This window comes from Rhodobacter sp. CZR27 (assembly GCF_002407205.1).
Lineage (GTDB): Bacteria > Pseudomonadota > Alphaproteobacteria > Rhodobacterales > Rhodobacteraceae > Cereibacter_A.
Genome location: NZ_CP023548.1, coordinates 1,239,234 through 1,254,707, shown reverse-complemented (window position 1 = coordinate 1,254,707; position 15,474 = coordinate 1,239,234). Strand labels below are relative to the sequence as shown.

Here is a 15,474-nt window from a genome sequence, read left to right as displayed (position 1 = left end):
TCGACCGCGGCGTCACCAACGTGCGCAACGTCGGCTCGCCGCACTGGCGGCGCTGGCTCGGCCGCGAGAACCGTTGCCTGGTCCCGCTCACGCGCTTCGCCGAGCCGCGCGGTGCAGGGCTTGGCAACGCCTGGTTCGAGCACGCGCAGGGGGCGCCGATGTTCTTCGCCGGCATCCATGTCCCCGGCTGGACCTCGGTCCGTAAGCTGAAGGACGGCGAGACCACCGACGATCTTTTCGCCTTCCTGACCACGGTGCCGAACGCCGATGTCGCCGCCGTGCATCCGAAGGCGATGCCCGTGATCGTCACCCACCCCTCGGAGTGGAAGATCTGGCTCGAGGCGGAGTGGAGCGAGGCGCGGCTTCTGCAGCGGCCGTTGCCCGACGGGTCGCTGCTGGTGGGGGATGGGGCGGCCCCGGCTCGGGTCGGCGGGTGATCGTTACCTGCCTTGCGGCTTTGCCGTTGCGACGCCCCGCGCCAGGCTTCCGACCAGAACAAGAAACGGGGAGACCGCCACGCCGGAAGGTAAGATCGACCCCACCGCCGCCCGCCGCAGCCTCAAAGGGCTTCAGCGCCGGGTGCTTGACCCGGCCGCGCCGTTGCGGGGACTGGCGGCACAGGCCGCGCCTATCGATGTCTTCGCATGCACCAGCCCGACCACAAGCGACGGCTCGTACCGGCGCGCCAGGGGACGCTGTCCTGGGCGATCAGTCTCAGGAACCTTGCTGGCCTGTTCCCGCCGCGGCAAGAACCACCAGGTCAACGGACCCGGCATGCAGCAGGTCGATGGGACGTCTCCCGTCCAACGCATAGTAAGTGCCGAGCAAGAAGTTTGCGATCGACCCGGGATGGCGCGTTCCGAGGGCGGAGATGACCTCCTTCAGGCCGGGGAGCAGTCCTTCTGGCCCGAACTGGAACTCTGGTTAGGCCTCACCTGTCTGGAATGGTCCGAACGGTCGTCGATAATCACCTTGTCGAGGGCATGGCGCAGGCCTTGTGTTGCCATTGATGCGTATCCACTAAAGGTAAGGCGCTCTCGCAAGGCTCTGGACTTTCTGCCAGCCACTGATTCACCCTCTGTCTTCAGGCGAATCAACATTTACCTTGGTGCTGTTATGGCTGATTTTCTCGAACAGATCGCAACGCTCTCAACCCGCTCCAAGGTCGCTGAGCGTCAGGCTTTAACTGAAGAGGCCACCAAAACCGCGGTTGTCCTCCCGTTCCTCCAAGCCCTCGGGTTTGACGTGTTCAACCTTGAAGAGGTCATGCCCGAGTTTATCGCCGACGTCGGGATGAAGAAAGGCGAGAAGGTCGACTTCGCGATTAAGATTGACGGCAAGATCGCGATGCTTGTGGAGGCAAAGCCAATTAACAGCAAGCTGGGGGACACGCAGTTCAGCCAGTTGTTCCGCTATTTCCACGTCACAGAATCCCGCCTTGCCGTCCTTACTAATGGGAGGGAGGCATGGTTCTTCTCGGACACTGATGAGCCAAACAAGATGGACAAGCGGCCCTTCTTCAAGTTTAATTTCCAGAACTACGACAATCTGCAAGTGCAGGAATTGGCGCGATTCCAGAAGGGCTGCTTCGCCATCGAGTCGATCATCGAGGCAGCATCGAATCTCAAGTACACGCGAGCAGCTGCCAGCTATCTCAAGGGTCAGCTTGATGAGCCAGACGATGATTTCATTCGCCTGATTGGGCGTCAGATCCATGATGGCTCGATCACCAAGGCAGTCGCAGAACAATTAAAGCCCGCCATTCAGGCTGCTCTAGACGAGATCATCCGCGACCGAATTCAAGACAAGCTTAGTATCACTCTCCGAGGTGATCCGCCCTCAGCCAAGAACGAGGCTGCGCAGGAAGTCGAGGAGCCGGAAGTGGAGACGACCGATGAGGAACGCGAGGGGTTCATGATCGTCCGCGCGATTGCGGCGAAGATTGCTCCCATCGAGCGGATCACCATGAGGGACGCGAAGAGTTACTGTGCCATCCTGATGGACGACAACAACAGGCGTCCGGTCTGCCGTCTGTACTTCAATTCTCCGACGACCAAGAACATCGGCCTGTTCAACGCAGACAAGGTCGAGACCAAGATCCGGGTTGATAAGCCGTCAGACCTGTACAAGCACACGGGGGCGATCGAGGCGGCGATCCAGTCCTATCTCGGTTCTTGAGGCCCCCTTGGTCCGCCACCTTCATTTTATGTGGATGACCCGGTGGTTCCGTGGAGCCGCCATCAAAGCCGGTCGGAGAGGACCTGGCAGCTCCTGCAAGGTCGTTCTTATCCCTGTGGCCGAACCGTAGCGCCGACGCAGAGGGCTGGGAACTGCCTGTGAGGTCGCGGCACTTCATCTGTGGCAGATGGCGGAAGCGGTCGTCCGCGACCCGCGTGGAGAGCGACGCAGTGCGCAGGAAGCAGACCTCCGCTGCTGCGTGGCCGAGCGCGGCAAGATAGCGCGCCCGGCCCAGAGCAGCCGTTCGCTTCAAGGCCGAGCGCTGCGGCGCAGCTTCTGGGAACCGGTCATCCAAGGCGTCGTGCAGCGTGGTCTGGCAGGCCGAGGTCAGCGACCCGAGACAATCCTGCCGTTCACGGACCCCGCAGTCTACAACGCGCAGCGTAACGGCTCTGCGCAGCTCTCCAACGCGTTGAGAGGTTGCCGTCAAGCAGGCAGAATTTAACGACCAGATTGATATTCCGTCAGTCGGTGACGTGAGTGGAAATGCTACGCACTGCTGAGCTCATAACCTTTCTGCTCAAAAAAAGCCTTCAAAGCCGAACCAAATTTTTCAACTTCCGTATCCGCTATTGAGTGCATAGTTCTTATTTCGCCGAAGGAGAACCTTCCACCGACCTGAACCGAAGACTCGCGGCCGTGAGACACCGCATTTCGTCGCTCACGAAGATTATTCAAACGGCCCCTCTCCATTACGCCGATGCTGAAGTTGGGCACACCCAGAAACTGGCAGCACTGCTCCATCGTTGAACCGTCAACATTCTGCAGGCGCACGGAAAGTGGGTTGTTTGCTACACTGAACTCAACATCCTGCGTGAGCATAGAAAATAGCTCAATTGACTTACTGAGTGAATTATCATCGGAGCAGTCGCGAAGCGACTGTATTCGCGGGTAGTGAAAAATTGCCTGCACCTCCGGGATGCAGTGCTTGACTAGTGAGGCATGCGACGTGGCCACCGCTAATGCCTCTTCAACGTAAGCGTTTACTCCCCGCTCCATCGCAGAATATATTGCTACAAGTAGTAGGCCACGTAACGCCTTGTCCGGGTCCGTGGATGGGATGAGGTTGGGTGGCGCGCCGGGGTCCAGCCGATTTATTACTTGGAGAGCTTCCGTGAATCTGCCGCGCACCTCTAGCTGGGCGTCGGCAAAGCTCATCCAGAAACGGCCTCTCTAACGATTTGAAGTCTCCGCAACAATTTGGGGTTACTATTCGTGCCGACCGAGGTTGCCTTCTTGAGCTCTTGGTCGTTAAGAACGGCTCGAAGGGCATCTTTATTGATTTGATTCCCCGCGCTGATTACATCAGCGACTCCAACAGATACGGCTTCAAACAATAGAAGCGGCGTCGTGTTCTTTCGTTCGCTCCGAACTATGCCATCCGGGAGCGCACTCGACAAAACGTCCATTGTCTTGTCGAACAGTTCAGACAGTGTCTTCTTGTTCTTGAACGCCTTCGTCTTGTCTTCCATATAGGCGTTCAGAAATTCTTTTACGGAGTGTTTGAAGTCGTCCCTGCACTCGAAATAAGCGAAGAACTTGAGTACTACCTCCTCCATGTTGCCGCGGCCTTCACGATTCGATTTTTTGAACACTTTTTCTAAGCGCTCATCGGCGGCGCACGATTTAATGAATTCGTTAAACTCCCCCTGAAACACGCAATTTCGGATTTCCTGCTGATGCAGGATTATGCCTCCGGTGTTCAGCCTCTCAAATAGGTCGAACCTGACTTGGTAATCACTCAGATCATTGAGAACCGTTATCCTCACGGGTCTCGTTAGGAAGTTGAGCTTTAGCGTCTCGGGAAGATCAGAGAATTTTATTCCATTTAGGCTTGGAACCTTTTCGAGGCCGTCAATCTTCAGTTCGTGTGTCGAAATATCCTTGACCCCTGAACGAAATTGCGGCCTCACGAAGTTCACAAGGGTAGTGATCCTCTGCAGCCCGTCGATGCACTCCCAGCTTGAGTCCTCATTTGTCGCCATAAATAGACTGGGAACGGGAATTCCTAGAAACACCGACTCAATCAACGCCGACTCTCTATCCGACTTCCAAACGAAATGCCGCTGGTAGTCGGGTGCCACCTTTATCTGCCCTTCAGCAACCATATCCAGTAGTTGCTTCGCGGTGATGTCGTAGGTATCAAACCCAACTGTTCTTCGCTGCTGTTTTAGCTCGGAAGATATTTTCGTTACGTCCATTGGGCACCTGAGTGAGCGAAGAAAGTTGCTGATATCTCGGTCACACTAGTGCCATTCGTGCTGAGCAGCAAGTTCGCGAAAAGCCAAGAGCGCCTCCGGGGAGGCGCTTGATTGCATGACGGAGTGTGTCGCGGCGGTTGGGTGCTGTCAGTCGATCAGGACGTCTTCGACGGTCATCTTCTTCGGCAAGGTGACGAAGTAGCGGTCGCCGTCGATCCGCGCCCCGTAGCCCATCCGCGAGCGCCAGAACACGCCGTGTGCCACGGCGGTGGTGCCTTTCCACGCATTGGCGCCGTTCATGTTAGACGCAGCGAATGACCGCTCCCCGCCCCCTGCGACGTCGGGCCGCGGAAGGCATGCTCGGCCCCATGGCCGCCGGTCGGACGCATCGGATGCTGCGTCGCCATATCTTCCAAAGCGGCCGTTCGTGGCGCGAGGCGGAAAACCCGATAGCTGCTGTGGCCTGAACTGCGCGGGCGAACTGTCACCTCAAGCCTGCCCATGTTGACGGCCATGCCGTCTTGGGGTCTGCTTCGGCTTCAACGGCAGGTGACGACATGGTCCACGAACTGAAGCTCTTCTTCACGGATTACCCTCGGCAGGTTTGCGAGATGCAGGGGTTCCAGCAATCCGAGCTACCCGCGGGCCTGATGGATCAGCTTCTGGACTATCGGGCGCGATCCCTCGCCATCCTTGAGGACGCCCAGATATTCCGGATCGATGCCGATGCCTACTGGATGATGAGCGAATTGGTCAACGAGATGAAGCGAGATGGGCTGGACGAGCTCTACTCCCAAGTTCAGCTACCGTTTCCGACGATGGTCATCATGCCCCCTCTCACAGGGGAGGATGGAATCCAGCGGCAGAATGATGGTTCCGTGATCGGCTTGGTCACACAGGTCGAGGGGGATATTTTCACTCAGCGCTTCGCCATCCGCCAGAACACCGTCGGCCCAAGCACCTGCTGCATGGTCACGAGGGGAATGAAGGCCGAGGTAGTCCCGACGCCCACTCGCGGCCTTTTCGAGGCTGTCGGCATGCCGGTTCCGGATGGCATGATTGAGGACGAACTCGCCATGAACCGGAACTTCCTCGGCGCTGCCGTCGCGATCGCCACCCTGCTGCGTCACGATGGTATGCTGGAGGTGCAGCAGGTCTCGCTCCACCCTAGGCACGAAAGACGTCAGGCCGAGCGGTCCGGCAAAGTGCTTCCTGCCACGCTCATCACGAAGATCGCCTTGGGCAAGTCGGGCCGCGGTCAGGTCGAGGCGATGAAGGCCGATATGTCGACTGGCACCCGAGAAGGGATCCCGCGAAGGACCCATTGGGTAAGGGGGCACCATATGAAAAGCAGATCGGGCAAGCTCGTCTGGCGTATGCCCCATCGTCGCGGAGCCGGCCCGCTGGTCCCCCAGCTGCGACACGTGACCGGCTCTGCCTCGGCCAGAAGCGCAGCGACAACTCCGCAGATCAATGATTCCTAGACTGTCGCACGGGCAACACCTAGTGCATTCAGAGCTCGGCCCAAAGCCGATAGTCATCCTCATTCGCTTCTGCGCGGCCGCATTTCCCAAGGCAGCCGTCCGATTGACTCGCAACAAAGCTCTCATCATCATGGAAGCGATATGCCCAATAGCTAAGCGCAGGCGGGTCCAATGACAAGCTAGCGCCAGACGCAACGAGCTCCACGGATTAGATGACCTACGACTTCCATCAATTGTCGCCGCACGATTTGGAACTACTGGTTCAAGACCTGTTGCAGGCCGAGTGGGACTTGGTCCTCGAAGGCTTCAAAAGCGGCCGGGACGGCGGCATAGACCTGCGATACGCCCGCTATGGCCAGAACATGGTGGTGCAGGTCAAGCACTACCTTAAGACCGGCTTCGCTGGCCTTTTGCGTGATCTGACTGCCGAGGCGATTAAGGTCCATGCGATCAGACCAAGCCGCTATGTGCTGGCGACTTCCGTACCTCTCTCGCCAGCCAACAAGCAGGCAATCAGCTCGCTGTTCGGCAGTGCCCTGCCCGTCGCCGACATCTTGGGCCAAGAGGACTTGAACAACCTTCTGGGCCGCCACCCGGCGGTTCTGCATAAGCACTACAAGCTCTGGTTGGCCAGCCGCGCCGTACTAGACCGCGTCCTGCACAGCGATCTCGTTACCCAGTCCGAGTTCCAAGTGGAAAAAATTTGCGCAACTATCCGCCGCAACGTGCGCAGCGACGCCTATCACCAGGCTTTGGAAATCCTTGATCGCGATCGGGTACTGATCATTTCTGGCGCGCCTGGTGTGGGCAAGACGACCCTGGCCAATATGCTGCTCTACGCCCACCTCGAGAAGAACTGGCAGCCGGTCGTCATTCGCCGGGACATCGCCGAAGGCCAGCGGTTCTTCCAGCGGGGCGCATCGCAGATCTACTATTACGACGACTTCATGGGCGCTACGTTCTTGGGCGAGCGGGCCACCGGCCTTCTGCGCAACGATGACCGAGCAATCACTGACTTCATCGAGATGGTGCGGGCCTCATCCAGGGCTCGCCTCATTCTCACCACCCGTGAACACATCTTCGGCCAGGCCATGGCCGCATCCGAGCGCCTGCGGCAGGCTGGCCTGACCGGCCATAAGATGATCTTGCATATCGGAGGATACGATTTCGGCCACAAGGCCAAAATCCTATACAATCACCTCTATTTCAGCGATCTGCCGGACGCCTACTGCGACGCCCTACTGGCGTCGGACTTTTATCTGGAAATCGTTCGCCACCCAAAGTTCAACCCGCGCCTGATCGAGTGGCTGTCGAGCTTCAATCGCGTACACACCGTCCCACCGGCGGAATACCGCGCCTTTGTCCGCAACCTGATGCGCGACCCATCCGAGGTCTGGCTACACGCCTACGAGCAACAGCTCAGCGATGCCGGTCGCTCCCTGTTGCTTGCGCTCTACAGCCTTGGGGGAAAAACGGAAGGAAGGATCTTGGAGGTGGCCTTCAAGGCCCTACACGAGGTACGCGCCGCGCGCTGGGGGCTGGCGCGCCGTCCGGACGACTGGGCAACGGCAATGGCGGAACTGCTCAACGCCTTCATCCGGCCCAGCGGCGCTATGTCATTTGAAGTGTTGGACCCCTCGGTCATTGACCTGCTTAACGCCGTCGTTCGAAAGGCCCCGGAGAATGCTGTAGACCTAGTGGTGGGATCCGCTGACTTCAGCCAAATTGAGAGGGTAATGTCGTTGGCGGCCGGGGGGCTCTCCGACATTTGGCACTCCCTGCGCCAGAGCGGCCCCGCCGTTGCGGACGCCATCAAGAGACTCCTCAACCGAAATGGGCGCCTTCGAACCTTCTCTAACGGCACTTTCCTGTGGTCTTGGACCCCGGGATCGCGGCTCGCAGCCGTACTACCCCTCGCGGATCGCCTCCGGACGATGCCGATGCTAGGGCTAGTCAGGGAAACCGAAGCGGCTATGCGCGCTAGCTGGGAAACGCAGGACCTGCACGTCAATGACACGGTCGAGGCGCTGAGAGCCTTGGAGCGGACCACCTGGTCGCCGCTCAGGTCGTCGCCGCTTGAGGTTGAGATCACGGCCAGACTAATCGAGGCCGCAGGGGAGGGCGTTCGGTCGGACGAATTGCGCGAGATCATCAGCGCCCTCGATCTTGAAGGTCCCGAGAACACTGCAGCTCTTGAAGCCTTGCGCGCAGCTTTTGAGAGATCCCGACGGTCTATCGCCGCCGAGATCGGCGAAGCCAGTACGGAGAACGATTTTAACGGCCTCCGTGAAGACTATGAGCTCTTTGCCTCTAGCCTCGGCGTGGATGTGGCCCAGGAACTCGAGCAGATTGAAGAAGCCTACGGCGAGTACAGCGGCGATGAAGAGCGGCGAGCCGAGGAGATGCAGGATGGTTACCGTGACCGCCAGCGCACGGACCGCGCCACGGAGGACAGCGTCCGCGACATGTTCGCTTCACTGCGAGGTGACCGCGGAGCCTAAAAATGCAGAAGACTCAGCGGTGTCAGCGGAAATCTGGACCGGTGAACCGAGTGTGATCGGCGGCATATCGGCCATTCTCGGAACCGCACCTAAACGCGGGTCCAGCTGTGTCTCGCTGCGGTTTGCCCGAATAGCTGATCCCATCACTTGCTGCGTCCGCAATGCCGCAGTGCTATCAGACCGCTTTCCGCCCTCGTGTCGGCGCTTGGCGTCATGCTGCGCGGGGCACGAGGGGCACCAAAGGGCTGTTCGGACCCGTCGCTGCGGCTCGTCTTAGCGGCAGCTTCTGGGGGCGGCACCGAGCGAGGTGACCGGCGGGAGAGGGCCGAGCGCGTCGGCTAAGACCAGGTGCCGCGGGAAGCGGTGAGATGCCCGACGACGGTGCGGCCTGACCCGATGGAACATGCGTTGACAGCCCACACTTCCACCCCCGTCTCCCACGAACCCGATTCTGGGTGGCGCTTGGACCGCAGGCGGAGAGATTGTGACTTGGCGGTGCGGGATGTCACATGCCTGGAAGCCACTTCCCTCAGGGAGGGTCAGAACTGCTGCCCTAAAGGAAAGAAAGTGGCCTCTTGAGGAAGAATTCTGTGGCAATCCACACCATGAAAACTCCCAGAGAGTTTTGCCTTTCGTGCCGGAAGGCTGCCTTTCGGCTTCGGCCGTTTTATTCGGTCTCCCCCGCCTCACGGACTCTGCACCCACCGCGGCGCCCGGCCCCTGAGCGGCCGCTCGGGCTCTGCCGCCCCCGCCTTTCCGCTCTCGCCCATCTGGCTCCAGAAGCCCGTCTTACGCCCGTGGTCGCGCTTCAGCGCCGCCCGCCAGGCGGCGTGGGCCTCCATCCCCTGCGGCCACGCAGCGTCCGCCTCCGCTGCCCCGGCCAGCTGGTCGAGCCGCCGCAGATACTCCACCCCGTGCCCGTAGGCCTTCGACCGCGCCCGCGCGAGGATGTCGGCCAGCAGCGAGCGATAGAGAATTGTCGCCGCCACCGGATGCTCGTGCTGCAAGAGGTCCGCGACCTTCGGCAGCACGTACCAGTCCGCCCCGCTCCAACTCTCCGCCCGCGCGATCACCAGCCGCGCCGCAAGGTCGCGCCGGTTCCAGTCGAGCAGGAAGCCAAGCGCCACCAGCCCCTCGGGATGGTCAAGTGCGAGGCTCAGCGCGTTCTCCTCGGCCTCGAGATCGTCGAAATCCGGCAGCGATTTAAGATGCTCGCGCAGAAGCTTGGCCGAAAGCGTCGCGGCGAAGCCCTCCCAGCGCAGCGCCCGCGCCTCGTCGCGGCGCCCGAGCGCGTCGAGGATCCGGGCCTCGAGGCTCACCCGCTGCACCGCGGGCGCCTCGGGGTCGTCCTCGGGGTCGAAGCTGTCGTCGTCGAGGATCGTCACGCGTCCCCGCTGCGGGCTCGGCTCCTTGCGCACCCAGTCGAGCGCCTCGGCCGCCCGACCGGCCTCCAGCAGCTGCGCGGCCATCGCCAGCGGGCGCTGGACGTGATCCGGCTTGGCCGCCTCGATCGCCAGCAACCCGTCGAGATCGCCGCGCGCGACCGCGATCGCCTGCCGGATCTCGGCCCATTCCGCGGCCGCCGAGCGGAACCAGCGGTCGCACCCAGGCGCGCCGACCGCGGCGCTGCGGGCCGCCAGATCGGCGTCCCAGGCCGCCAGAACCGCGGGCGGCAGGTGGGGAATGATCGCCCGCGCGACCGGCGTCAGATAGCCATAGGCGCTCGCGCCAAGCGCCTCCGTCACCCGCTCGGGCAGGACCGAGGCCGCCGCGCCCAGTTGCCCCACCAGCGGCCTCAGTGCCTCGATGGCCCGCGCATAGGTGTCGGCCACGCGGCCCGAGGAATCGTCGACGCGCTCGAAGACCGTGCCGTGGGTGACGAGGAAGCGGAGCAGCCGGTCGACCGCTAGCGCCGGATCGGCGGGGCCGAGTTCCTCGGCGATGACGGCGACCAGGCTGCGGAGGTCGTCGGCGAAGGCGCGGGCCTTGTCCCAGTCGACGAAGCCGCGGGCGCGTTCGAGGCCCGCAAGCCTGCGGTCGACGATCTTCGCGATGGCGTCCGGCCCCGCGGTCCCGGCGACCGCGGCCGCCACGCGGCGCTTGAAGCCCGGATTGTCCTGCGTCTCGTCGAGCACCAGCCGCGCGAGCTTTTCGGGGCCAAGCTTGAGGAGGGTCGCGATGTCGAGGGCGGGCTTGCGGGCCATGGGGCGGATCCGTGATCGTGGCGTCAGACCGTCATGCCTGACGGAAGACCGCGCGGCAACGCTGGAGGGGATCAGTCGGTGAGGCTCGCCCTGAGCATCGCGAAACGCAAATTGCGGCCGCCGCCGACCCGCGCGCTGGAGCGCGGAAGAACGGCACGGTCGGCCCTAACCGGCCGGTCGTTCATCCCGACGCGGCCTTCCGAAGCTGCCGTTCGAGCATGCCGCGGCGAGAGGACCGAGCAGCCCTTCGCCGCCATTCGTGTCTGGCGCGGCATGACACCCGGCGTCTACGCAGGGGTCGGAAAGCGATCGCTCGCTGCACGTGTTATGGAGGGCCGCTTCCGGTCTTAGACCCGAGTTTATGGGAGGCAGCGCAGCACTTTACAGACTGAGTCGTTCTGTTAGGCGGGCGGTTGCCAGCGTTTGTGGCGCTATTCCGAAAGGCTATTGTCCTCCACCCAGAACGTGACGGAAGCACTTGACCCTGACGGCAGGAGAGTGCCGTTCCAACGTCGGCGGTGAAACTTAGCCCCGCTTCCCTCATGCGGATATGTGCTGCGCTCGCCGATCCCGATCCAAATTTGGTCGAGCTCCTCGCTCGCGAGAAGGGCCTCGATCTCCTCGCGGCGAACGGCGCAGAGGCTGCTGCCTTTGCCACGCTCGCAGACGATTACCGCTCGACCGTCGCTATTCTCGAATACGCCTGGCCGAGAGGGGTTCGGACTGAGATGCAGCGCCCCGACGAGCCATGCGGACGGCACTTGAAGTTCGAAGCCCACGGGCATGCTTCGGTCGAGGTGGCTCTCCCAGTGGTATCCTACAGTAAACTGCCGGAACGCATCGGGACCGTCGAAACGACCCCGTTCCGGCCCCTGCCGTCCATCGTCCCATGTGCCCCTCCGGCCGAGTTCGTAGAGGTAGCCGCGATCCGTCCTATTCTCGGGCAGCCAATCGTGGAAGTCGATCTTCCGTCGCTTCCATGCCGCGGTCGCCGCAGCAGCCTGTCCCGCTGGCAGGCCGATCATCATCTCGAACCAGAATTCCTCTTGCCTAGTCGTAATGCCGTGCTTGGCCCGCTGCCCAACAGGCCAGGAGATGCTTGCAGAGGCCCAGCGGTACAGGATGCACCAATCGTTTGATCCTACGCCCGTCACAGACCCTTGCCGCATGCGAGCAACTGGAACTCCATCGTCGAATGCCCATTCGGCCCAAGCGTCTTCGGGCACCTCATGCACCTCCAAAGGCTCCACGAGAATCTCGGCCGTTGGAGGCAGGCTTCTCTCCTCCAGCGGAGGAGTAGAGATCTCAATGTCCCGAACGTAAGGTACGTCGTTCGGCGTGTCGTAGCGGTGGAAGGTTGGGCTTCGGTACTCGTCGATGATCCAGAAGTTGTCTGCCAAGCGCGCAAGCAACTCGTGAAGAGCGATCCACTGATATTTCTTGCCAATCCGCTCGATGCGTCCGCCGTGATGACGATCGTCGGAGATCGTGGCGTCCTTGGGAAAGAGGTCCGAATTCCAGCCTAGCGACAGCGCGCGGTCGGCCACCCAGAGGCATGCGTGTTTGGCATTCTGGCGCGATCGCTGCTTTAGATCGTAGCGCTCCGACCAGTCTGCCTCGGCTGGCAGGGAGGGCGGCACGGATTCTAGTGGAATGGTGGAGAACTCCTCCACGCGCCCCTCAATCACATAGCGCCCAAAGTCCCCGCCCCATCCGGCAGAGGACAGGATTGCCCGGGCCCCAACCGCCTCGACCCGCGCCTCGATCTCCTCCTTGCACGCAGGCCAACCCGGCGCTTCGGCCCCGTAGGGCGGGCGACAGCGCTCAATCTCGATCTGAAGGGCCGCCCGGTCGTGAGCGAGTTCGACGATCAGGCGGGCATAGTCGCGAGTCAGCAGATGAACGGGCGGCGTGTCCTTAAAGAACGCGTCGTAGATCGCTTCGCCCGCGGAAGCGAGACGTTGAGAAGTGGGGTCGCGCAGGCACGCGCCGGCGCATGCTGCAGCGACGCGCTCTAGAACATAGGGATCATCCGCACCCGAGAAACGGCGGATGAAAGCAGGCAGCAGGGCACTGCGACTTAGCAGAATGTGGGTAGCGCCCTTGGTCGCCATGTCCCTCAACGCCCGGTCGGTCGTGGTGAAGAACCAGCCGAGCATGACGAGCGCCCGCGCGAGGACGTCGTCGCTAGCACGCTCGACCGCCGGCCCGTTGCACCAGCGCGCAAGGCCGTGCGCTTCACTGTGCTCGGCGGCGTATCGGCCGAGTTGGCCGAGGGGGAAGGTCCAGAACGCGTCGCGCTCGGGCATCGGGCGGTCGCGCAGATTGCGGTCGAGAAACTCTGCGTTCCAAGGATGATCGCGGAGGCTGAGACGCAGAAGCACCTGGAGGTGCCTGGCGGGTATGTAATCTTCGTCCCGAAACACCCAGTGGTTGAAGAGATCAAGCGTGCGGTCAGTGAAGGCCTTAGGGGAGCGCCAGTAGATGGTCTCGATGAACTCGTCTACAGAAAGACCTTCGATCTCCTTCGGCAGCGCGTCGATCAACTCGCCGCCGTTCCGCTCGGCATGGGCAATCCAGAGCGCCTGGAAGACGCCGGACCACTCCCAGGACAACCAAGCGCGACTTTCATGCCGCTCGATTAGGAAAGCCAGAGCGCCTCCCTCCCCAAAGGCGGGCGCACAAGGGGTCACCTGGTCAAGGAGTGCCTCCGCGACGAGGTAGTCCCCGAAGCGCTGGAAAGCGAACCGGACGACATCCTCCAGCACGTCAAGCGGGTCCGCTTCCAGGACCTGCGCCGGCGGATCGAGGCGCAGGATGCCACGGCGGTGCAGTACGTCGAACCAAGACATTCCCATAGGAGCTTGGTGAGAGGCAAATGCTGCATCGGCGAGGCGCCGAGCCTCACTTAGGAGCAAATGATCCACGCGCGTTTTCGCCATCTCCTTGGCGATGGACGTAACCGCGCGTACTGTCGGGCGGACCAACGCCTGCGAGCCATCCTGCTCCGTCCCCAGATGACGACCCGCGACGTCGAGGTAGAAGCGCAGGACTTCCTTTATGCCGTGCAGGCCAGTCGGATACTCGCTCCGACCCGACTCCCGCAGTGCATTCGCGGTGGTTCGCAGGAACAAGGGGTTGACGAACTCTGGGGGCAGCCATGGGGTTGCCGGCCGGAGGATGCCCCGACCGTCGAGATAAACCTGCGCGGCGCGCTCTTGCTCCTCCTCGGTTGCGAACCCCTCGATGACGACTTGGGCCGCACGTTCCCTCGCCCCGTCCATGACCAGGAACGGCTCATACTCCGTCCGGCACGAGACCGCGAAGGCGAGCCAAGGACGGCGCGCGACGTCGAGCGCGAGCGCACCGAGTTCGTGCCGCCAGCGGCGCCCTCCCCCTTCGTTGATCGCGTCGATCGCAATGAGGCCTCGTGCGCCCACAGCCTCTGCCGCGGCATTCATCGCATCAAGGAACTCGTCCCAGGTTGCATTCAGGCCAAGCACGTTGGGGATCTGCCCCGCGAGTGGGGATCCATCCGAAAACCACGTTCCCAATAACAGGATCGCCGGCGCGCCGCCCTTGGTCAGTCGGTCCACCTCCGCGGCCAGGATGTGCGACTTCCCCGTCCCCGCCCGTCCCGTCGCCAGGACGTAACGCGCCGCGTCCGCGAGGACGGCGCTCGAAGAGAGGAAGGCCTCGACCTCTTGAGCCTCATCTATGACAGACCGGAGGCCGCCATACGCCTTGTCATAGCTGTGGCGCGTCGCGTCCATACCCGGATCCCGCCCGTCACCCACCTTGGGGTAGTGCGCAGTGATGGCGTCGAGGGCCGCGCGACCGGCCGTCTGCAGCGCGTCCAAGCATTCTCGAAGCGGCGCCAGGGCCATCGGCATGGTCGGAGCGTTCGGGATGACAATGATCGGGTCCAAGGTCCGGATCGCGTTGATCGTTCCGCGCACATGATCAATGGCGCTGAGAACCCCGAGAGGCGCCTCACGAGGCGTTTCCAGCACGTTCGCATGAAGCGCCTCAAGGGCTGCACGAAGACGCCTGTGAAGGCGCTCGTCGCGGAGGAGGCCCCCGAATGTGTCCTCGGCTGCCACCTCAACGTGGTCGTCGGGCTGGTAGCGCTCGTCAAGAGCGGCGGCGGTCCGTTCGAATGCGTCGCAGAACCACTGCTTGGTCAACTCCAGGTCGCCTAGCCAATATGTCCGCAACCCTTGCGCGCAAGACTGCGTCAGCCGATCCTCGATCTCAGACAAGTCCCAAAGCTCGAACGCCACCGACATATTCCGAGCGGACGCGTCGGCCTCCCACTGCGCTTTGTGGTCTCTCCAGTGGGCGCGACCAGACTTGCCGCGCCGTCCAGGCACCTCGTCCGTGAGATCGCAGGCAAGCGCCACCACGTAGCATATGAGCCTTGGATGGGAGGTCAGGGCGGCAGATACAGAGGCGTCTATCTTGCTCCAGTCCACTTCTGCCGACCTGCGATGGAATTTGGCTTGGTAGCCAACTTCATCCCCAGCCGGGGTCGTCCAATAGGCCTCCAGCCCACCGTCGCCGCCAGACCCTGCGATCCAGCTGAACGTCGCCCCTTTGTCAGGCGGGAAGCGTCGGGCGAGGCCACAGATCAAGCCTTCGAACGGCGTCCGAAGCGCGGCCGGGTCAGGCCGAAGGTTCGATAGGTCAAGCATAGTTACTGAGGGATACTTCTAGAAACGTTCTGCCCGCAGTTAAATGCGCAATCATACGATCTCCAAGCCCATAAAATTTTGGTCTGTCATGGATCCCGGCTTATTCATGGAACTGGGCGGGAGGCGGTTGCGTGCGCCTGAAAGCGCTGTAG

At 61.9% G+C, this 15,474-nt stretch carries 9 protein-coding genes; 4 read left to right on the top strand and 5 right to left on the bottom strand.

Annotated elements, in window-relative coordinates:
- The first annotated feature begins 20 nt into the window (after nucleotides 1–20).
- A complete protein-coding gene (locus tag CK951_RS21585) occupies nucleotides 21–437 on the top strand; it encodes an SOS response-associated peptidase family protein (protein WP_232520696.1) in 417 nt (138 codons plus the stop codon).
- Nucleotides 406–2,178 (top strand): type I restriction endonuclease, encoded by a 1,773-nt coding sequence (locus CK951_RS21580; protein WP_232520695.1) that lies wholly within the window; start codon nucleotides 406–408, stop codon nucleotides 2,176–2,178. Before CK951_RS21585 ends, CK951_RS21580 begins: the two co-directional genes overlap by 32 nt.
- 549 nt (nucleotides 2,179–2,727) lie before the next feature.
- Here the strand turns inward: CK951_RS21580 and CK951_RS20960 are convergent.
- The 3 genes from CK951_RS20960 to CK951_RS20955 form a co-directional block, all read right to left on the bottom strand.
- Nucleotides 2,728–3,396, bottom strand: coding sequence for a HEPN domain-containing protein (locus CK951_RS20960; RefSeq protein ID WP_157764508.1), 669 nt, complete (start codon nucleotides 3,394–3,396; stop codon nucleotides 2,728–2,730).
- The gene (locus tag CK951_RS06225) at nucleotides 3,393–4,439 is read right to left on the bottom strand and encodes a DUF262 domain-containing protein (protein WP_096785334.1); all 1,047 of its coding nucleotides are present in this window, start codon (nucleotides 4,437–4,439) and stop codon (nucleotides 3,393–3,395) included. Before CK951_RS06225 ends, CK951_RS20960 begins: the two co-directional genes overlap by 4 nt.
- Before the next feature lie 147 nt (nucleotides 4,440–4,586).
- The gene (locus tag CK951_RS20955; RefSeq protein ID WP_157764507.1) at nucleotides 4,587–4,739 is read right to left on the bottom strand and encodes a hypothetical protein; all 153 of its coding nucleotides are present in this window, start codon (nucleotides 4,737–4,739) and stop codon (nucleotides 4,587–4,589) included.
- 257 nt (nucleotides 4,740–4,996) lie between these two features.
- On the opposite strand from CK951_RS20955, the gene CK951_RS06220 reads away from it, so the two are divergent.
- Nucleotides 4,997–5,923, top strand: coding sequence for a hypothetical protein (locus tag CK951_RS06220; protein ID WP_096785333.1), 927 nt, complete (start codon nucleotides 4,997–4,999; stop codon nucleotides 5,921–5,923).
- Nucleotides 5,924–6,135: 212 nt separating this feature from the next.
- Nucleotides 6,136–8,424 carry a restriction endonuclease gene (locus tag CK951_RS06215; protein ID WP_096785332.1) on the top strand — a complete coding sequence of 763 codons (2,289 nt, stop codon included), beginning with the start codon at nucleotides 6,136–6,138 and terminating at the stop codon, nucleotides 8,422–8,424.
- A gap of 686 nt (nucleotides 8,425–9,110) precedes the next feature.
- On the opposite strand, the gene CK951_RS06210 is transcribed toward CK951_RS06215, so the two are convergent.
- Both CK951_RS06210 and CK951_RS06205 read right to left on the bottom strand, forming a co-directional pair.
- Nucleotides 9,111–10,628 (bottom strand): DUF6880 family protein, encoded by a 1,518-nt coding sequence (locus CK951_RS06210; RefSeq protein ID WP_096785331.1) that lies wholly within the window; start codon nucleotides 10,626–10,628, stop codon nucleotides 9,111–9,113.
- Between the two features lie 431 nt (nucleotides 10,629–11,059).
- The gene (locus tag CK951_RS06205; RefSeq protein ID WP_157764506.1) at nucleotides 11,060–14,911 is read right to left on the bottom strand and encodes a hypothetical protein; all 3,852 of its coding nucleotides are present in this window, start codon (nucleotides 14,909–14,911) and stop codon (nucleotides 11,060–11,062) included.
- Between the last annotated feature and the right edge of the window lie 563 nt (nucleotides 14,912–15,474).

Bases quoted from the DNA above. Each gene is read 5' to 3' on its own strand.
- CK951_RS21580 (WP_232520695.1), top strand. From the start codon at position 406: ATGGGGCGGCCCCGGCTCGGGTCGGCGGGTGATCGTTACCTGCCTTGC.
- CK951_RS20960 (WP_157764508.1), bottom strand. From the start codon at position 3,396: ATGAGCTTTGCCGACGCCCAGCTAGAGGTGCGCGGCAGATTCACGGAA.
- CK951_RS06225 (WP_096785334.1), bottom strand. From the start codon at position 4,439: ATGGACGTAACGAAAATATCTTCCGAGCTAAAACAGCAGCGAAGAACA.
- CK951_RS20955 (WP_157764507.1), bottom strand. From the start codon at position 4,739: ATGAACGGCGCCAATGCGTGGAAAGGCACCACCGCCGTGGCACACGGC.
- CK951_RS06220 (WP_096785333.1), top strand. From the start codon at position 4,997: ATGGTCCACGAACTGAAGCTCTTCTTCACGGATTACCCTCGGCAGGTT.
- CK951_RS06215 (WP_096785332.1), top strand. From the start codon at position 6,136: ATGACCTACGACTTCCATCAATTGTCGCCGCACGATTTGGAACTACTG.
- CK951_RS06210 (WP_096785331.1), bottom strand. From the start codon at position 10,628: ATGGCCCGCAAGCCCGCCCTCGACATCGCGACCCTCCTCAAGCTTGGC.